This is a genomic window from Micromonospora sp. CA-111912 (genome assembly GCF_050948415.1).
In the GTDB taxonomy this organism is placed as follows: Bacteria; Actinomycetota; Actinomycetes; order Mycobacteriales; family Micromonosporaceae; genus Micromonospora.
On the sequence record NZ_CP192007.1, the window covers coordinates 6,382,144 to 6,400,562 of the forward strand.

Consider the following 18,419-nt stretch of genomic DNA (forward strand, 5'->3'; position numbering starts at 1 on the left):
GCGCCGGTCACGGCGGCGCCCGGTCACGGCGGCGCCCGGGCGGCCGGCCGGGCTCACCTGGTCGAGGTGGTCTCCCGAACCCACGGCAGGGCCAGTCGCTCCAGGAAGACCAGCGCCGAGTAGAGCACGATGCTGACCAGCGCCACCAGCATGATGGCCGCCCACGCGGTGGCGGTGTCGCCGATGCCGGCATACTGGGTGACGACGTATCCGAGCCCACTCTCGCCGGCCTGGAACTCGCCGATCACCGCGCCGATCGCGGCCAGCGGCATGGCCACCTTCAGGCCGACGAAGATCTGCGGCAGCGCGGCCGGGAAGCGCACCTTGCGGAACGCCTGCCACCAGGACGCGTTCCAGGAACGGACCAGCTCGGCGAGGTCCGCCGGGGTGGTGGTCAGGCCGGTCGCCGTGGACAGCACGATCGGGAAGAAGCACAGCAGGAAGACCATGGTCAGGATCGGCTTCTGACCCCAGCCGAGCGCCACCACCAGCAGCGGCCCGAGGGTGATCTTCGGGACCGCGTTGACCGCGACGAGCAACGGGGTGAACATCCGCTCCACCGTCCGCGAGGAGGCCAGCGAGAGCCCCAGCAGGATCCCGGCCGCGGCGGAGAGCGCGAAACCGATCAGGATCTCCAGCAGGGTGCGGCCGGTGTGTTCGAGCATCCTGGCCGGCTTGTCGGTGAACGCCGACAGCACCGAGCCGGGGGTGGGCAGGGCGGCGGGGTGTACCAGCTCCAGCCGGGCGGCAAGCCACCACACCGCGAATGCGATCAGCAGGCCCGAGGCGGGCAGCAGCGCCCCGCTGAGTCGTCCGAACCGCACCCCGGCGTTGAGGCCGGAGCGACCGGGTGTGGGTGTGCGGGCGGGGGCGGGCCGGTGCGCGACCGCCGACTCCGGTGACCGGAGGTCGGTCATATTCTCCTCCTCTCCTACCGGCGCGGTGGCCGGGGGATGGGATGGAACGGGGGTACGCCCCGCCGGAGGCCGGCGGGGCGTACCCCCGAGGACGGTCTGACGGGTCAGGCCTTCGGCGCGAGGTCGAAGTCGATGATCTGGTCGGGGGTGATGTTCTGCTTGAGCTGGCCCGCGCCCTGGAGAATCGCGATGCTCTTGGCGACCCGGCCGCTGTCCAGCGTGCCGATCTGGGTGCCCGAGTTGCTGGACCGGACGTACCCGGCCATGAGCCGGAGCTCCGCGGCGGCGGCCGCGGGGTTGCCGGCGTCGACGTTCTTCTTCAGGATGTCGCCCGCCTCCTGCGGGTTGGTCAGCGCGTACTCCAGGCCCTTGATCAGGGCGGCGGAGAATCGCTTGACCATGTCCGGCTTCTCCTTGGCGATCCTGCTGGAGGTGATCAGCACGTTGCCGTAGAGGTCCTGCATCACGTTGCTGTACGGCAGCATGACGGCCTTCTTCTTGGTCACCGCCTCGATGGTCGGCTGACCGACGACGAACTGGCCGATGCCGTCGACCTTGCCGCCGGCGAGCGTGCCCATCAGGTCCTGCGCCTGGCCGTTCACCCAGGTCACCTTGCTGGCGTCCACGCCGGCCAGCCGGGCGTACGTCGGGAAGAGGTTGCGGACCACGGAGCCGGGGGTGTCGGCGAGCTTCTTGCCCTCCAGGTCCTTCGGAGAGGCGATGCCGGTGCCCTCGACGGTCGCGATGCCCGCCATCGTGCGCTGCTGGATGGCGGCCACGGCGACGAAGTCCTTGGCCTGGCCGCTACCGAGCTGGAGCAGACCACCGGTGAGGTCGATGGGGCCGAAGTCGGCCTGGCCGCCGACGATCGTCTGGATCACGGTACCGGTGCCCTGACCGGGCTTGATCTCGACGTCGAAGCCGGCCTCCTTGAAGAAGCCCTTCTCCTTCGCCACCCAGGCGTAGGAGTCCCGGCCGAAGTTGCCGAAAGAAGTGAGGTACGTCACCTTTTCCAGCGCCTTGCCGTCGCCGCCCTTGGCGCCGGACGAGTCCGCGTCACTGCTGCACGCGGACACCAGGGTGAGTGCGGTGGCCAGTGCGGCCGCGGCGACCGTGCGGGTCAGCCTTTTCATCTGTGCACCATGTCCTTTCCGACCAGGGGCGATGCGCCTCCGGAGGGGTTGTCGAGAGGGACGGCGTCGACAGAGGGGGGAGCCGACGCCACCGTCGTGAGGGGACTTCTCGCCGGCACAGACTACGCAAGGGACCTGCCGGTGTAGCAAGGAGTGTCGGTTGCGGAACGGAAACGAACTGATGTCCAACCCAGACCCCCCGGGCTGCGCCGCGGCGGGCTACCCTAGCTGCGCTCCTGACCGCTTACTCAGGGAGGACACCCGCGATGATTCGACTGTCCGGGGTGTCCCGCACCTTCGACGGCCGCTCCGGTCGGGTCGAGGCGCTGCGGGGCATCGACCTCGACGTGACCGAGGGCGAGTTCGTCGCCGTGCTCGGCCGCTCGGGCTGCGGCAAGTCCACCCTGCTGCGCATGATCGCCGGTCTGCTGCCGGTCACCGCCGGGCAGATCACCGTCGCCGGCACGCCGATCACCCGTCCCCGCCGGGACATCGCGATGCTGTTCCAGCGGCCCGCCCTGCTGCCGTGGCGCTCGGTGCTGGACAACGTCCTGCTGCCGGTGGAGATCTTCGGCTGGAAGCGGGCCAGACACCGCGACCGCGCCCGGGAGCTGCTCGAACTCGCCGGGCTGGCCGGGTTCGAGAAGCGGCTGCCGCACGAGCTGTCCGGCGGCATGCAGCAGCGGGTGTCGCTGTGCCGGTCGCTCATCGGCGACCCCCGGGTGATGCTGATGGACGAGCCGTTCTCCGCCCTCGACGCGCTCACCCGCGAGGAGCTCTCCGGCGAGCTCCAGCGGGTGCACATGACCAGCGGAGCCACCATCGTCTTCGTCACCCACTCGATCGACGAGGCGGTGCTGCTCGCCGACCGGGTGGTCGTGCTGAGCCCCCGCCCCGGCCGGATCCGCTCGGTCGTCGAGGTGGACATCCCGCGTCCCCGCACCCTCGGCCGCAACGCCCACCTGGCCGACGTGGCCCGGGTCAGCGCCGAGCTGCACGAACTGCTGATGGAACGTGACGCACCGGCCGGGCCCGCCCCGGCGCCGCTCGGCCCCGGCGCCCACCGGCAGCCCCCGGTACGGGCCGGCGCGGAGGCACGCTGACCGTGCGGGTGGCCGTCTTCACCGAGCCGCACCGGGGCGCCAGCTACGACGACCAACTCCGCTTCACCCGGACGCTCGAGGCAGGCGGCTTCGAGGGCTTCCTGCGGGCCGACCACTACCAGGCCATGGGTGCCGACCCCGGGCTACCCGGCCCCACCGACGCCTGGCTCACCCTCGCCGCGCTGGCCCGGGAGACCTCCCGGATCCGGCTCGGCACCCTGGTCACCTCGGCCACCTTCCGGCTGCCCGGGCCGCTCGCGGTGATGGTCGCCCAGGTCGACCAGATGAGCGGCGGCCGGGTGGAACTGGGCATCGGCGCCGGCTGGTACGAGCGGGAGCACACCTCGTACGGCATCCCGTTCCCCGCCGTCGGGGAGCGTTTCGACCGGCTCGCCGAGCAGCTCGAAGTGATCACCGGCCTGTGGCGCACCCCGGTCGGCGAGGCCTACAGCTTCCTCGGCGACCACTACCGGCTGGTCGACGCGCCCGCCCTGCCCAAGCCTGTGCAGCAGCCCGGCCCGCCGGTGATCGTCGGCGGGCGCGGCCCCCAGCGCACCCCGGAGCTGGCCGCCCGGTACGCCGACGAGTTCAACATGCCGTTCAAGAGCGTCGCCGAGACGGCTGCCTCGTACGACAGGGTGGTCGAGGCGTGCGACCGCCACGGCCGTACGGACTCGGGGCGGGCGCCGCTGGTGCTCTCCGCCGGGATCGTCGTGGCCATCGGGGGCACCGACGCCGAGGTACGGGAGCGGGCCGCGCCGCTGCACCGCATGAGCGCCCTGCCGCCGGAGGACCCGGTGATCGGCTCCCCCGCCCAACTCGTCGACCGGATCGGCGAGTTCGCCGCGGTCGGGGCCACCCGGGTGCACCTGCGACTGATCGACCTGGCCGACCTGGACCACCTGGAGCTCATCGCCGCCGAGGTGCTCCCGCAGCTCTAGGCGCACCGGCGTGATCGACGGGACCGAGCCGGGTGGCCCGACGCCCGGCGCCGACGGGCCGGCCGGTGAGGTGGTCCACCACGGCCCCTGGGCCCGTCCACCCGACTCACCGCTGTCGGAGACACGACGTACCTGGCCCGGCCGGCCGAGCTGAAGTAGTCGCAGGTCGGGCGCGTCGCCGCGCCGCGCTGCGCCAAGGTGGCGATCGGGGGCACCGGGCCGTAACGTGCCCGACATGGCCTTTCGGACGTGGGGCAAGCTGCTGCTCACCGCGCTCGGGGTGAGCGTGCTGGCCGGGGCCGGTCAGCTCGGCGTCGCGTACGGGTTCGGCATCGTCCGGCTCGTCGGCGACTTCACCGACGCCACCGTCAACCGGTGGCCTGCCCAGCTGGTCTGGGTGAGCTGGTTCGCGACGGTCGCCGCCGTGGTCGGGGCCGTGGTGGTCGAGCGTATCGCCCGTGCCGAACCCCTCATGGCCACCACGACGGGGCAACTCGGGGTGGCCGGCGCGGCGGCACTGGGCGCGACCGTCGTCGCCCTGCTGTGCATGCAGCCGGCCCGCGCCACCGAACTGAGCGGCGTCGACCCGGTCTGGGCGGTCGGCATCTGCGCCGTCCTCGGCGCGGTGGCCGGCGCCGGGGCGGCGTTCGCCGTGCTGCTCCGCCCGCCGCTGGGCTGGAACCTGGCGATGATGGCCGGCGCGGTGTGGCTGGTCGCCCTGTTCTCGTCCCTGCCGGCCCTGGTCGGCACCGGTCCGCTGCCGACCGTGCGGCTGGGGGTGTTCGAGCCGGGCTGGCTCGACGCCGCCGCGGCACAGCGGCTGGCCATGTTGCTGCTGCCGCTGGTGGCCCTGCTCGCCGGCGCGGCCTCGGGCGCGCTAGCCCGCTGGCGGGGCCACCCGCCGCTGATCGGCGGCGCGTCCGGCGCGGCGGGCCCCGTGCTGGTCGCCTTCGCCTACCTGGCCGCCGGCCCGGGCAACTCCGTCGACCGGTACCAGCTCGCCCCCTACCACGGCGCCCTGATCGCGGTCGCCACTGGCGCGCTCGGCTCCGCCGCCGCGACCCTGGCCCGCTGGCCGCTCGTCACCTCCGGCCGCCCCGCCGACCAGCGAGGCGACCGGCCCGCGACGCCCGGCGAGGCCGTCGGCGACCCGGCGATCGAGCCCACGGACATCCTCCGGCCGCTGCCGATCGGCCCGGCCGTGCCGATGACCGGCGACGCGGACGGCGCCGACCCCGTCGGCCCGCCCGCCTCGGACACGGCCTCGGCCCGTCGGGTCCCCGCGACCGTCGGCGATCCGCTGCCGGAAGACCGCTCCGGCGGCACCCGGGACCGTGCCGCGACGGGCACGCCGGCCGGGAGCACCCCGGCGCACTGGGAGTGGCCGACGGCCGCCGAGGCCGCCCGCGCGACGCCTGCCGCGCAGGGTGTCCCGTCCCGCCCCGCCGACCCACACGCCCCCGCCGAAGCCTCCCGCGCTGCCGACGCCACGCCCCCCGCCGCCGAAGCCTCCCGCCCCGTCGACGTCCCCCGCCCCACCGACGCCTCCCCCATCGCCGGCGCTCTCCCCGCCGACGCGTCTCCCGCCGCCGACGCGTCCCGCCCCGCCGACGAGGACGCCGGGGTGCCGGCCGCCGAGACGCCCCGGCCGAAGCGGGTCCGCAGACCGAGGGCCGGCGCCGGGCTGCAGGTGCCGGCCGCCGGGACGCCCCCACCGGCCGACATCCCCGGCCCGACCGACACCGAACCGGCCGCCGTGACGGATCGGAGCGCCGCCGACGCTGCGGACGCGAGCCGCCCCGACACGGGCGTCACCGCCACGCCGGCGGCCACCCCGGTCCGGCGGCGAGCCGAGCCCACGTTCTTCGAGGCACCCACGTTCGACGACGTGGTGCAGCCCGCTCCGCCGGAGCCGACCCGGGCGGGCGACGACGGCCCGCGCGACCCGTCGCCCCCGGCCGCGCCGGACAGCCGGCCGGACCCCGTCGACCCCGACCCGCGTCCCCGGCCTCGGCGGGCCCTTCCCGATCTGGGCCGGGTGACGAGCTGGGACGCGTTCGGCAACGCCGTCCGGCGGACCGGCCCCACGGCGACCGACAGCCGTGGCGCGGCCGGGCAGCAGCCCCCGGACCCCCGGCCGGCCGAGCCCGGACCGAGCGAACTGGGCCGGGCCGACGGCGGCGACCGGACCGGCCCCGGACAGACCGCCCACCCCGGACCGGTCGACGGCGTCCGGACGGACCCGGGACCGGACGAGTCCGGGTCGGTCCACGTTGGGTCGGTCGACGTTGGGTCGGTCCACGCCGGGTCGGTCCACGCCGGGTCGGTCGACGTTGGGCCGGGCAGCGCGAGCCCGGTGGCGGCCGGTGCGGTACCCGAGGACCCGGCCACCAGCCGGTCCCGCCTCCGGCGCGCCCTGTTCCGGCGCAACCGGGCCCGGACCGCCGAGGACGCGGCACCCACGGCCGAGCGGGACGACCGCCGGGAACAGCAGCCGCTGCCGGCGCAGGACGAGGAGTACGTCGACTGGGTCACCGGCCTGGCCCGCCCCGTGCCGGACCAGGACGGCGGGCCGGAGAGCACCGGCCAGCGGTCGCTGCGTTCCTCCGGCCGCCACCACCGGGACTGACGGCGAGATCGACGACGGACCTCCGGCGCGGCGGGGTCTCGCCCACCGGCCCCGCCGCGTCGCCCGTCCGCCCCGCCCCGACGTCTGCCGGGGCGGGACGGATCAGGCCAGCGGCAGGTAGACCCGGCCGCCGGAGGAGACGAACTGCTCGGACTTGTCCCTCATGCCGCGCGCCGCGTACTCCTTCAATTCCTGGGTGATCTTCATCGAGCAGAACTTCGGGCCGCACATCGAGCAGAAGTGGGCGGTCTTCGCCGGCGCGGCCGGCAGCGTCGCGTCGTGGTACGACCGCGCGGTCTCCGGGTCCAGCGAGAGGTTGAACTGATCGGACCAGCGGAACTCGAACCGCGCCTTCGACAGCGCGTCGTCCCAGGCCTGCGCCCCGGGATGCCCCTTGGCCAGGTCCGCCGCGTGCGCCGCGATCTTGTACGCGATCACGCCCGCCTTCACGTCGTCCCGGTCCGGCAGCCCAAGGTGTTCCTTCGGGGTCACGTAGCAGAGCATGGCGGTGCCGTACATGCCGATCATCGCCGCGCCGATCGCCGAGGTGATGTGGTCGTACGCGGGCGCAATGTCCGTGGTCAGCGGACCGAGGGTGTAGAACGGAGCTTCGTGGCACCACTCCTGCTGGAGGTCCACGTTCTCCTTGATCTTGTGCATCGGCACGTGCCCTGGGCCCTCGATCATCACCTGGACGTCGTACTCCCAGGCCACCCTCGTCAGCTCGCCGAGGGTGCGTAGCTCGGCGAACTGGGCCTCGTCGTTGGCGTCCGCGATGGACCCCGGCCGCAGCCCGTCGCCGAGCGAGAACGTCACGTCGTACCTGGCCAGCAGCGCGCACAGCTCGGCGAAGTTGGTGTACAGGAAGTTCTCCTCGTGGTGCGCCAGGCACCAGGCGGCCATGATCGAGCCGCCCCGGGAGACGATCCCGGTCACCCGGTCCACGGCCAGCGGCACGTACGGCAGCAGCACCCCGGCGTGCACGGTCATGTAGTCCACGCCCTGCTCGGCCTGCTCGACCACCGTCTCCCGGAAGACCTCCCAGCTCAGCTTGACCGGGTCCCCACCGACCTTCTCCAGGGCCTGGTAGATCGGCACCGTCCCGATCGGCACCGGCGAGTTGCGCACGATCGCCTCGCGGGTCTCGTGGATCCGGCTGCCGGTGGACAGGTCCATCACGGTGTCCGCGCCCCAGCGGGTGGCCCAGGTCAGCTTCTCCACCTCCTCGGCGACCGAGGAGGTCACCGCCGAGGTGCCGATGTTGGCGTTCACCTTCACCAGGAACGCCCTGCCGATGATCGTCGGCTCGCACTCCGGGTGGTTGACGTTGAGCGGCAGCACCGCCCGGCCGGCCGCGATCTCGTCCCGCACCAGTTCCGGGGCCACGTTCTCCCGGATCGCCACGAACTCCATCTCCGGGGTGACGAGGCCGGCCCGGGCGTACGCGAGCTGCGTCGGCCGCTTCCCGTCCGCGCCCGCCAGCGGGGTTCCGGCGCCCCGGACCGGCGCGACATCCCCCCGCTCGGCGATCCACGGCCCGCGCAGCGGAGGCAGCCCCACCTCCGGGTCCGAGCCGGGACCGGAGGTGTCGTAGAGCCGGACCGGCGGGTTGTCGCCGGTCAGCTCGACCTCGGCGAACGGCACCCGGATGTCCGGCCGGGCCCCCTCGACGTAGACCTTGCGTCGTGCCTGCATGACAGCCTCCCTGGTGGTCATCCGGACCAGCCGAAGTGGTCCAGCGGGCCGCGTCCCGCGCCCAGTTCCCAGTCCCGCGCGCCGGTCAGCGCGCGGGTGACGTACTTCTTGGCGGCCGCGACGGCCACCGGCACCGGATCGCCCAGCGCCAGCCGGACGGCGATCGCCGCCGAGAACGAGCAGCCGGTGCCGTGGCTGTGCCGGGTCGGCACCCGGGGCGCGCGCAGCAGGACGGTCGCCCCGCCCCCGTGCAGCACGTCGACCGCGTCGCCGCCGGCGTCCGCATCGCCCCCGGTGACCACCACGTACGCCGGGCCGCCGGCGACGAGCGCCCGGGCGGCGGCGACCATCTCCTCGACCGTGGTCACCGGGCGTCCGGTGAGGGCTGCGGCCTCCGCGCAGTTCGGCGTCGCCACCTCCGCGTACGGCAGCAGCCGCTCGACCGCCCCGACCACGCCGAGCCGGTGCCCGCTGGTGGCGACCAGCACCGGGTCGACGACGAGGTGCGGCAGCCGACCCGCCCGCGCCGCCCCGGCGACCGCGTCGGCGACGGCCTGGGTGCCGAGCATCCCGGTCTTCACCGCCCGGACGCGGAAGTCGCCGAGCACGCTGTCGAGCTGCTCGGTGACGGTGCGCGGCGGCAGCGGCAGGACGGCGTCCACGCCCCGGGTGTTCTGCGCGGTGACGGCGGTGAGCACGCTGGTGCCGTACGCGCCGAGGGCCGCGAAGACCTTGAGGTCGGCCTGGATGCCGGCACCCCCACCGGAGTCGGAGCCGGCGATGGTCAGCACGGTCGTCGGCGTCACGCCGGTCACCCGCGCCTTCCGGCGGTCGCCGCGTGGTCGTGCCGGGTTTGCGGCGTCTCGAAGGGAATGGCCAGCGCGGCGGCTGCCTCGCCGGGGTCGTCGGCCCGCATGATCGCGCCGAGGACCGCCACCCCGACGGCGCCCGCCTCGACGCAGGCGCGGACCTGGCCCGGGGTCTCGATGCCGCCGAGGGCGAGGACCGGCACGGGGCTGAGCCGGATCAGCCCGCCGAGCCGGGCGGGGCGCAGCGGTGGGCCGTACCCCGGCTTCGACCTGCTCGGATACACGGGCGAGACGGTGGCGTAGTCCTCGGTGGTCAGTCTCGCCAGCTCGGCCGCGTCGTGGCAGGAGCGGCCGACGAGGCCGAGGCGCGGCGGCGGGTACGGGCCGGCGGCCGGCAGGTGGGCGGCGTCCCCACCGAGGGGGTCGGGGCCGGCGACGACCAGGGTGCCGCCCGCACCGGCGAGGATCGGGCGCAGGTCGGCGGCGAGGGCGGCCCGCTCGGCGCGGGGCAGGTCCTTCTCCCGCAGCACCACCCACCGCACTCCCCCGGCCACGGCAGCGCCCACGACGTCGACCAGCCCCCGCCGCGCCTGCCACCGATCGGTGAGCACGACAACGCCCGCCGGGACCCGGGCGGTTCTGGTGGAAGGTGGACCCGCCGTTGGCCGCCTGCGACCAGGATCGGCGGTACCGGTGCGGGTCACAGGTCCGGCCTTCCCTCGTCGGGGGTGGAGGCCAGGGCGTGGAAGCGGCGGGGGATGCGGCCCGCACCGGCGGCGAGGCGGCCGGCGCGGACCGCGTACCGCATGGCGGTGGCCATCGCCACCGGGTCGGCGGCCCGGGTGACGGCGCTGGCCAGCAGCACCGCGTCGCAGCCCAACTCCATGGCCAGCGCCGCGTCGGAGGCGGTGCCGATCCCGGCGTCGAGGATCACCGGCACGTCGACGCCCTGCCGGATCAGCCGGATGTGGTGCGGGTTGTTGATGCCCAGGCCGGAGCCGATCGGTGCGCCGGCCGGCATCACCGCGGCGCAGCCGACGTCGGCCAGCCGCCGGGCCAGGATCGGGTCGTCCGACGTGTACGGCAGCACGGTGAACCCGTCGGACACCAACTCCTCGGCGGCGCGCAGCAGTTCCACCCCGTCGGGCAGCAGGGTGCGCTCGTCGCCGATCACCTCCAGCTTCACCCAGTCGGTGCCGAACGCCTCGCGGGCCAGGTGGGCGACCTTGACCGCCTCGCCGGCCGTGTGGCAGCCGGCCGTGTTCGGCAGCAGCTTCACCCCGCACCGCTCCAGCAGGTCGAGCAGCCCGCCGGCGGTGCCGGGGGCGGTGTCGACGCGGCGCAGGGCGAGGGTGACCAGCTCGGTGCCGGAGGCCCGGATCGCCTGCTCCAACGCGTGCAGGCTGGCTGCGCCGCCGGTGCCGAGGATCAGCCGCGACCCGAACGTCTCGCCGCCCAGGGCGAGGGGCGCCGGCTCGGGGGCGGCCCGGTCGGGGTACGCCGGTGCGACGGGCATCCCGCTCACCCGCCCTGGGCGGCGCTGAGCACCTCGACCCGGTCGCCGTCGCGCAGCGCGGTCGCCGGCCAGCCGGCGCGCGGCACCACCTCGCCGTTGACGGCGACGGCGAGGCCGCCGCGCTGCTCGGTGACCAGCCCGATCAGGTCCGCCACGGTCGCACCGGGGGGCAGCGTCCGCCCGGTGCCGTTCACCGTCAGTTCCATGTGCGTGCTCCTCCTCGAAGACCCGGCAGCGGATCGGTCGTGCCGGACGTGGTCAGTGGCGTCGGACGCGTCGGGACGCGGTTAGTCACGTCGGGACGTGATCGGTCGTGCCGGACGTGGTCAGTCGCGTCGGGACGTGGTCAGCCGTGCCGGCGGTGGCCGGCGAACCGCTCGGGGGTGAAGGGGGCGAGCAGCGGGTCCGCCTCCCCGGTGACGACCAGCTCGGCGACGAGGTCGGCGGTGACCGGGGTGAGCACGATGCCGTGCCGGTGGTGCCCGGTGGCGGCGAGCACCCCGGGCCGGTCGGGCAGCGGCCCGATGATCGGCGCGTTGTCCGGGGTGCCGGGGCGCAGCCCGGCGCACGCCTCCGCCAGGTCGTACTCGGCCAGTTCGGGAACCAGGTCGACGGCGGCGCGCAGCAGCCGCAGCGCCGCCCCGGCGGTGACCCGGGTGTCGGCGCGCTCCTCGACGGTCGCGCCGACCACCACCTCGCCGCCGTCCCGGGGCACCAGGTAGACGGACTCGCCGTCGGCGTACCCCCGGATCACGTGCCGGAAGCCCGGCGGGCCGCCGCCGGGCGCGCGGAGCCGCAGGATCTGCCCCTTCACCGGCCGGACCGGCAGCCCGGTGAGGGCGGCGGCGCCGCAGCCGGCGGCGACGACGGTCACCCGGGCGTCCAGCTCGGACAGCTCCCGCACCGGGCCGGCCACCAGGGTCGCGCCGGCCCGCTCGGCCGCGACCCGCAACGCGACGACCAGCCGCCGGGGGTCGACCTGGTGATCGCCGGGGGCGACCGCGCCGCCTCGCACCCGCGGGGCGAGCGCCGGCTCGCGGTCGCGCAGCTCCGAGGGCCGCAGTGGGGTGATCGGCAACCCCAGCCCCCGCTGGTACGACCACAACCGCCGCGCCTCGGCCAGGTCGTCGCTGGTCAACCCGACGACGAGGGTGCCCTCGGTGCGGTACCCGAACCCGGTCCCGGCGGCCTCGGCCAGCTCGGCGGCGAACCCGGGCCAGCGGGCGGCGGAGGCGGCGAGCAGCCCGGTCAGCTCGTGCTCGCCGAAGTACGCCTCGGCGACCGGCGACAGCATCCCGGCCGCGACGTACGACGCGCCCGACCCGGGGGCCGGGTCGTGCACCACGACCCGCAGCCCGCGCGCCGCGCACCGCCAGGCGACCGCCAGCCCGACCGGCCCGGCACCCACCACCGCCACGTCGACGGGCCCCTGCCTGGTGGCCGTCAGCACGTCAGCGCCCCGAGCAGCTCGGCGGTGGCCCGGCCCGGGTCGGCGGCGGCGGAGAGCGCCCCGACCACCGCCACCCCGTACGCCCCGGCGGCGCGCAACGCCGGGACCGTCGCGGCGGTCACCCCGCCGATGGCGATCACCGGCACGGCCACGGCGGCGGCGACCGCACGCACCCCGGCGGGGCCGATCGGGTCCGGCAGGCCGGTCTTGGTGTCGGTGGCGTGGCACGGGCCGACGCCCAGGTAGCTGGCCCCGGCGGCCACCGCGTCGGCGGCGGCGCCCGGGGACCGGGCGGTCGCGCCGAGCGTCGCGGCCGGGCCGAGGACCCGGCGGGCCGCCGCCACGGGCAGATCGTCCGCGCCGACGTGCCCACCGGCCGCGCCGACCGCGAGCGCCACGTGCAGCCGGTCGTTGACCAGGCACGTCGCCCCGTACGGCACGCACGCCGCGACCACCCGCCGGGCCAGGTCGTACGCCACGCGGTCGGTGGCGTCGTCGGTGACACGGACCTGGACGACCAGCTCGGCGCGGGCCACCGCGAGGGCGGCGTGCAGCACGGCGAGCGGGTCCCGGCCCGGCCGGGTGTCGGTGATCAGATGCAGTCGCCCGAGGGACGGCACGGCAATTCTCCTCCCTGCGCCGGCATTACCCGGATCAGGTTCGACGGTCGGGGGCTCTGAGCCCCCCTCTCAGCCCGGTACACCGGGCTCCCGTGGGTTATTGCGTGTCACCGTACGACGGATGGGCTGCTCCGCCAAGGGGGTGGGCCAGTGGGCTGGACCACGGCCGCCCGGCTCAGAGGATGGCGTCGAGCGCGTCGAGGTCTGCGTCGGTGGGCTGCCAGACGCCGGCCTCCGCGTTGGCCCGCACCTGCTCGGGCGTGGTGGCGCCGGCGATCACCGAGGTCACCGCCGGCCGGGCGGCCAGCCCGCCGATGGCCACCTGGAGCAGGGACAGCCCCCGCTCGGCGGCGTACGCCTCCAGCGCCTCGATGACGTCCCACCGCGCGCCGGCCAGGCGCTCGGCGTACCGGCCGCCCCCGGAGAGCCGGCTGCCGGCGGGTGCCGCCTCGCCGCGCTTGTACTTGCCGGTGAGCAGCCCGTTGGCCAGCGGGAAGAACGGCAGCATGCCCAGGCCGAACCGCTCGCAGGCTCCGATGACCTCAGCTTCGACGCCCCGCTCCAGCAGCGAGTAGTGGTTCTGCGCGCTGATGAACCGGGCCCGTCCGCTGGAGGAGGCGACCCAGTCGGCGTCGGCGATCTGCCAGCCGGCGAAGTTGGAGTTGCCGAGGTAGCGCACCTTGCCGGCTCGGACCAGGTCGTCCAGGGCGGCGAGGGTCTCGTCGATCGGGGTGCCCGGGTCCGGCTCGTGCATCTGGTACAGGTCGATATGGTCGGTGTCGAGCCGGCGCAGCGACGCCTCCACCGCCCGGGCGATGTACCGCCGGGCGCCCCGGGCGCCGTGGTCCGGGCCGTTGCGCCCCTGCATGTCCATGCCGAACTTGGTGGCCACCACCACGTCGTCCCGGCGGCCCTTGAGCACTTGGCCGAGCAGCTCCTCGGAGCCGCCCGGCTCATCGCCGTAGATGTCGGCGGTGTCGAAGAGGTTGATGCCGGCGTCGAGGGCGGCATCGACCACCGCCCGGGTGCCGTCGAGGTCGAGCTTACGGCCGAAGTTGTTGCAGCCGACGCCGACCACGGACACCACGAGCCCGGAGTCGCCCAGCCGTCGATAGGTCATCTCAGTCACGAGATCCACCCTATGCCTGCCCCGACGCGGTCACCGGACGGACGCCGGTCGACCAGCTCGTCGCCGATCACCCGACGTCCCAGACCGGCTCCGACGTCTGTACCACCTCGCCGTCGCTACGGAACAGCACGAACCTGTCGAAGGACCGGGTGAACCACCGGTCGTGGGTCACCGCGACCACCGTCCCGGCGAACGCGGTCAGGCCCGCCTCCAGCGCCTCCGCGCTGGCCAGGTCCAGGTTGTCGGTGGGCTCGTCGAGCAGCAGCAGCGTCGCCCCGGACAGTTCCAGCAGCAGCACCAGGAAGCGGGCCTGCTGGCCGCCGGAGAGGGTGCCGAACCGTTGGTCGCCCTGCCCGGCCAGCTCGTACCGGCTCAGCGCCGCCATCGCCGCGTGCCGGTCCATCCCGGCCCGGTGCTCGTCGCCGCGCCAGAGGATGTCGACGAGCGGGCGGTCCACCAGCTCGGGACGGTCGTGGGTCTGCGAGAAGTGGCCGGGGCGGACCCGGGCGCCGAGCCGGACCGTCCCGTCGTGCGCCACCGGGGCGAGCGCGGCGGCCCCGTCGACCGGCCCGTTGGCCGGCTCCGGGTCGGTGCCGCCCCGCGCCAGCAGCCGCAGGAAGTGCGACTTGCCGGTGCCGTTCGCGCCGAGGACCGCGACCCGGTCGCCGTACCAGATCTCCAGGTCGAAGGGGTAGGTCAGGCCGTCCAGCTCAAGCTGCTCGGCGACCACCGCGCGCTTGCCGGTCCGCCCGCCGGTCAGCTTCATCCGGATGTCCTGGTCCTTCGGGGGCACGGGCGGCGGCCCGGCCTCCTCGAACTTGCGCAGCCGGGTCTGCGCGGCCTGGTACCGCGAGGCCAGCCCGTCGTTGTACGCCGCCTTCTGCTTGTACATCAGCATCAGCTCGCGCAGCTTCTGGTGCTCCTCGTCCCAGCGGCGGCGCAGCTCGTCGAGGCGGGCGTGGCGGGCCACCCTGGCCTCGTGCCAGCTCGCGAAGCCGCCCGGGTGCACCCAGGCGCTGCCGCCCTCCACGGCGACCACCCGGTCGGCGGTGCGGGCCAGCAACTCCCGGTCGTGCGAGACGTAGAGCACCGACTTCGACGACTCACGGAGCCGGTCCTCCAGCCACCGCTTGCCGGGCACGTCGAGGAAGTTGTCGGGCTCGTCGAGCAGCAGCACCTCGTCGGGGCCGCGCAGCAGCAGTTCGAGGGCGAAGCGTTTCTGCTGGCCGCCGGAGAGGGTCCGCACCGGACGGTCCCGGGCGGTGTCCCAGGGCAGGTCGAGCACGATGATGGCGACGGTGTCGAACAGCACCTCGGCGTCGTACCCGCCGGTCTCGCCCCAGGCGGCGAGCGCGTCCGCGTACGCGAGCTGGACCCTGCCCGCGGCGGTGCTGAACTTGCCGCGGGCCTCGGCCGCCCGCATGGCCGCCTCGGTCTCGGCGAGCCGGCGGCCGGCGTCGCGCAGCCCCGGCGGGGCGAGCGACAGAGCCAGGTCGGCGAGGGTGGAGTCGTCGCCGATCATGCCGATGAACTGGCGCATCACGCCGAGGCCCCCGGAGCGGGAGACAGCACCGGACCGCACCGGCAGGTCGCCGGCGACCATCCGCAGCAACGTCGTCTTGCCGGCCCCGTTCGGCCCGACGAGGGCGACCTTGGCCCCCTCACCGACCCGGAACGACACGTCGGTGAAGAGTTCCCGGCCGTCGGGCAGGATGTGCCCGACCATCGCCACGTCCACATATCCCACGTCGGCATCCTGCCCGAGCGGGTGGGCCGGGCGACACTCGATTACCGGGTGACCCGCAGCACCCGGAAGCCCTTCTGGCTGGCGTGCCGCCCCACCTGCCAGCCCTGGTCGACCAGCCAGCGGTGCAAGGAGTCGCCGCCGAGGTGACGGGCGACCACCAGCCAGGCCACGCCGTCCGGGGCGAGCCGGGGCAGCCAGCGCAGCAGCAGCTCGTGCAGACCCTCCTTGCCGATCCGGATGGGCGGGTTGGACCAGATCTGGGCGAAGGCCAACTCGGTCGGCACGTCGTCCGGGGCGACGACCCGGACCCGGTCCGCGGCGCCGACCCGCTCGGCGTTGGCGGTGGTGAGCGCCCGGGCCCGTTCGTTGACGTCGACCGCCCAGACGGTGGCCGCCGGAGCGCTGTCGGCCAGCACGCAGGTGATCGGGCCGAAGCCGCAGCCGAGGTCGAGCAGCGGGCCGGCGACGGCAGGCGACGGCAGGTCCGCCTTGCGGAGCAGCACCGCCGTGCCCGGGTCGAGGCGGGCGGCGGAGAAGACCCCACCGGCCGACGTCAGGGTGTATTCGCGCCCGACGGCGGTGAACTCGACCTCCCGGGGACGGGCGTCGGTTCCGGGTTCAGCGCTGAAGTAGTGGTCGCCGGTCACGTGCGGCATTCTCGCACCGCCGGGTGGACCGCCGGTGGCGCGGTGGGCGGTGGCGACGACCCGGCATCGCGATATCCCGTTATTACCACCTAAAGGGACAATAAGCCCTACTCTGGGCGGCATGGTGTACCGGTACGAATCCGATGAGGACGCATTCGAGGGACGCCCTCGGCCCGGCTCGGAACTGTCGACGATCGGCGACGCCGGCCCCGCCCATGCCGGCCCTTCCCCGTCCCGCTTCCCGACGCCGTCTCTGCCCCGGACCGCCCGGACCGCCCGGGTCGCGCCGCCCGCCCCGCCGGCCCCGGTCCCGCCCCGCGGCGCACCCCCGTTCCCCCCGCCGGCCACCCCGGCTCCCGCCACCACCCAGCCGCTGAACCTGCCCCGGAACCGGCGGGCCCCGGAACCCGGCCGAAACGGCGGCCGACTCTGGCAGGTGTTGGTCGGCGGCGCGGCGGTCCTGGTGCTCCTCGCCCTCTGCGGACTGGCCGGCGCCGCCCTGTTGCCCGACGGGATCTCGCAACCGAAGGTCACCCCGAGCCTGCCGGCCGCCGCCCCGTCGCCGTCACACACCGAACGGCAGGACATCGACTCCCGGGACACCGACCCGGCGCCGCTGACCGCCAAAGAGGTCTTCGCCGGCCGGAAGCTGACCATCGGCGACGGCGAGGAGCCGTACGCGGTGCTCAAGACCCAGTCGAGCGCCAACTGCCCGACCGCCGCCACCGACGAGGTGGCCGACCTGCTCGTCCGGCTCGGCTGCAACCAGGTGATCCGGGCCACCCTGCGCTCCCCCGACGAGGAGTACCTGCTCACCGCAGGGCTGTTCAACCTGACCGACCTGGCCACCGCCCAGCGCGTCCGGGACCGCCTGCGGGAGCTGCTCGACGGGCGGGAGGGCCGGTTCCGCGGCATGCCGGCCGGCGACGACACCGAGGCGCTCACCGAGGCGCCCTCCCGGGTCGGCTGGCAGGTACGCGGCCACTACCTCGCGTACTGCCTGGTGGTCCGGGCCGACGGCAAGCCCGTGAAGGCCGGCGACCCGAAGGTCCGCGAGGTCCTGTACGACCTGATCGAGCTGCACCTGGACAAGAAGGTGCTGGAGCGCCGCGCGACCGGCGGCTCGACCGGCCAGGCCACAGCCGCCCCCGGCGGAACCAACTGACCGGCCGCCCGGGAACCCGCGGCCCTCAGGCCTGCGAGGGGACGCGAAGCCGGCGGGTGAGGTCGGAGCGGCGGGCGTACTCGGCCGGGTCGTCGGGGTAGCCGACGGCGACCAGGGTCAACCCGTGCGCCGGGGCCACCGTCACCTCGCTGGACCGGTCCCGCCGGGTCAGCAGGCCGCCCGGCCAGTCCACCGGGCGCCGGCCGTCCCCGGCGACCAGCATCGCCCCGACCAGGCTGCGGACCATCGCCTGGCAGAACGCGTCGGCCTGGACGGTGGCGACCAGGATGCCGTCCGGGTCGCGCCGCCAGTCCAGCCGGGTCACCTCCCGCAGCGTGGTGGCGTTCTCCTTGCGCCGGCAGTACGCGGCGAAGTCGTGCTCCCCCACCAGGCCCGCCGCTGCGGCGTTGAGCAGGCCAGGGTCGAGCGACCGCGGCCAGGCCAGCACCTCGTGCCGACGCAGCGGCTCGGCCCCGAACGGCGCGTCGGTCACCCGGTACTCGTAGCGGCGGAAGGTCGCCGAGAACCGGGCGTCGAAGTCGGCCGGCACCTCGGTCATCGCCCGCACCCGCACGTCGGTGGGGAGCAGCCGGGCCAGCCGGCGCAGCAACGAGCCCTCCCACTCGCGCCACGCGGCGGCGGGCAGATCGAGGTGGCACACCTGGCCGGCGGCGTGCACCCCGGCGTCCGTCCGCCCGGCCACGGTCAGCCCGGTCGCCACGCCCGCCCCGAGGACCAGGTCCAGGGTCTGCACGAGTACGCCGGCCACCGTCCGCCGGGTCGGCTGGGCCGCCCAGCCGGAGAAGTCCGTGCCGTCGTACGAGACGTCCAGCCGCAGCCGGGTCCGCTCGTCCACCTCGTGTACCTCCTCATGGGTCGGGCCCGGCATCCCCGTGGGGGTGCCGGGCCCGAAGGTGC

General features: G+C 75.0%; 17 protein-coding genes and 1 riboswitch. Of the genes, 4 read left to right on the top strand and 13 right to left on the bottom strand.

Annotation, left to right across the window (positions count from 1 at the left end):
• Positions 1-53 precede the first annotated feature (53 nt).
• Positions 54-917 carry an ABC transporter permease gene (locus tag ACQPZO_RS26890; RefSeq protein ID WP_433344712.1) on the bottom strand — a complete coding sequence of 288 codons (864 nt, stop codon included), beginning with the start codon at positions 915-917 and terminating at the stop codon, positions 54-56.
• A gap of 104 nt (positions 918-1,021) precedes the next feature.
• Positions 1,022-2,050: an ABC transporter substrate-binding protein gene (locus tag ACQPZO_RS26895; protein WP_433344713.1), complete on the bottom strand. Its 1,029-nt coding sequence runs from the start codon at positions 2,048-2,050 to the stop codon at positions 1,022-1,024.
• 266 nt (positions 2,051-2,316) lie between these two features.
• Here ACQPZO_RS26895 and ACQPZO_RS26900 point away from each other — a divergent pair, with 266 nt between their 5' ends.
• The 3 genes from ACQPZO_RS26900 to ACQPZO_RS26910 all read left to right on the top strand — a co-directional run bounded on the left by ACQPZO_RS26900 (position 2,317) and on the right by ACQPZO_RS26910 (position 6,723).
• Entirely contained in the window at positions 2,317-3,153 is an 837-nt protein-coding gene (locus tag ACQPZO_RS26900; protein ID WP_433344714.1) for an ABC transporter ATP-binding protein, read from the top strand.
• A 2-nt stretch (positions 3,154-3,155) separates the two neighbouring features.
• Positions 3,156-4,094, top strand: a complete 939-nt coding sequence (locus ACQPZO_RS26905) for an LLM class F420-dependent oxidoreductase (RefSeq protein ID WP_433344715.1) — start codon at positions 3,156-3,158, stop codon at positions 4,092-4,094.
• A gap of 235 nt (positions 4,095-4,329) precedes the next feature.
• A complete protein-coding gene (locus ACQPZO_RS26910) occupies positions 4,330-6,723 on the top strand; it encodes a hypothetical protein (RefSeq protein WP_433344716.1) in 2,394 nt (797 codons plus the stop codon).
• Between the two features lie 102 nt (positions 6,724-6,825).
• Here the strand turns inward: ACQPZO_RS26910 and thiC are convergent, their stop codons facing one another.
• From thiC to ACQPZO_RS26960, 10 genes are all read right to left on the bottom strand, one after another.
• Entirely contained in the window at positions 6,826-8,418 is a 1,593-nt protein-coding gene (gene thiC / locus ACQPZO_RS26915) for a phosphomethylpyrimidine synthase ThiC (RefSeq protein WP_433344717.1), read from the bottom strand.
• 17 nt (positions 8,419-8,435) lie between these two features.
• Positions 8,436-9,224, bottom strand: coding sequence for a bifunctional hydroxymethylpyrimidine kinase/phosphomethylpyrimidine kinase (gene thiD / locus ACQPZO_RS26920; RefSeq protein WP_433344718.1), 789 nt, complete (start codon positions 9,222-9,224; stop codon positions 8,436-8,438).
• Positions 9,225-9,229: 5 nt separating this feature from the next.
• Positions 9,230-9,838: a thiamine phosphate synthase gene (locus ACQPZO_RS26925; protein WP_433344719.1), complete on the bottom strand. Its 609-nt coding sequence runs from the start codon at positions 9,836-9,838 to the stop codon at positions 9,230-9,232.
• A gap of 89 nt (positions 9,839-9,927) precedes the next feature.
• Positions 9,928-10,743: a thiazole synthase gene (locus ACQPZO_RS26930; RefSeq protein ID WP_433344720.1), complete on the bottom strand. Its 816-nt coding sequence runs from the start codon at positions 10,741-10,743 to the stop codon at positions 9,928-9,930.
• A gap of 5 nt (positions 10,744-10,748) precedes the next feature.
• Positions 10,749-10,949: a sulfur carrier protein ThiS gene (thiS, locus tag ACQPZO_RS26935; protein ID WP_433344721.1), complete on the bottom strand. Its 201-nt coding sequence runs from the start codon at positions 10,947-10,949 to the stop codon at positions 10,749-10,751.
• A 140-nt stretch (positions 10,950-11,089) separates the two neighbouring features.
• Positions 11,090-12,193 carry a glycine oxidase ThiO gene (thiO, locus tag ACQPZO_RS26940; protein ID WP_433344722.1) on the bottom strand — a complete coding sequence of 368 codons (1,104 nt, stop codon included), beginning with the start codon at positions 12,191-12,193 and terminating at the stop codon, positions 11,090-11,092.
• Positions 12,187-12,813, bottom strand: a complete 627-nt coding sequence (locus ACQPZO_RS26945) for a thiamine phosphate synthase (protein WP_433344723.1) — start codon at positions 12,811-12,813, stop codon at positions 12,187-12,189. Before ACQPZO_RS26945 ends, thiO begins: the two co-directional genes overlap by 7 nt.
• A riboswitch (TPP riboswitch) is annotated at positions 12,808-12,917 on the bottom strand. Its footprint overlaps the gene before it by 6 nt.
• A 71-nt stretch (positions 12,918-12,988) precedes the next feature.
• A complete protein-coding gene (locus ACQPZO_RS26950) occupies positions 12,989-13,951 on the bottom strand; it encodes an aldo/keto reductase (protein WP_433344724.1) in 963 nt (320 codons plus the stop codon).
• A gap of 58 nt (positions 13,952-14,009) precedes the next feature.
• Positions 14,010-15,689 (bottom strand): ABC-F family ATP-binding cassette domain-containing protein, encoded by a 1,680-nt coding sequence (locus tag ACQPZO_RS26955; protein ID WP_433344725.1) that lies wholly within the window; start codon positions 15,687-15,689, stop codon positions 14,010-14,012.
• A 41-nt stretch (positions 15,690-15,730) separates the two neighbouring features.
• Complete coding sequence (locus ACQPZO_RS26960; RefSeq protein ID WP_433351284.1) at positions 15,731-16,336, bottom strand: class I SAM-dependent methyltransferase; 606 nt, start codon at positions 16,334-16,336, stop codon at positions 15,731-15,733.
• 121 nt (positions 16,337-16,457) lie between these two features.
• On the opposite strand from ACQPZO_RS26960, the gene ACQPZO_RS26965 reads away from it, so the two are divergent.
• The gene (locus ACQPZO_RS26965) at positions 16,458-17,501 is read left to right on the top strand and encodes a hypothetical protein (protein ID WP_433344726.1); all 1,044 of its coding nucleotides are present in this window, start codon (positions 16,458-16,460) and stop codon (positions 17,499-17,501) included.
• A 25-nt stretch (positions 17,502-17,526) separates the two neighbouring features.
• Here the strand turns inward: ACQPZO_RS26965 and truA are convergent, their stop codons facing one another.
• Positions 17,527-18,357 (bottom strand): tRNA pseudouridine(38-40) synthase TruA, encoded by an 831-nt coding sequence (gene truA / locus ACQPZO_RS26970; RefSeq protein ID WP_433344727.1) that lies wholly within the window; start codon positions 18,355-18,357, stop codon positions 17,527-17,529.
• Positions 18,358-18,419: the final 62 nt, after the last annotated feature.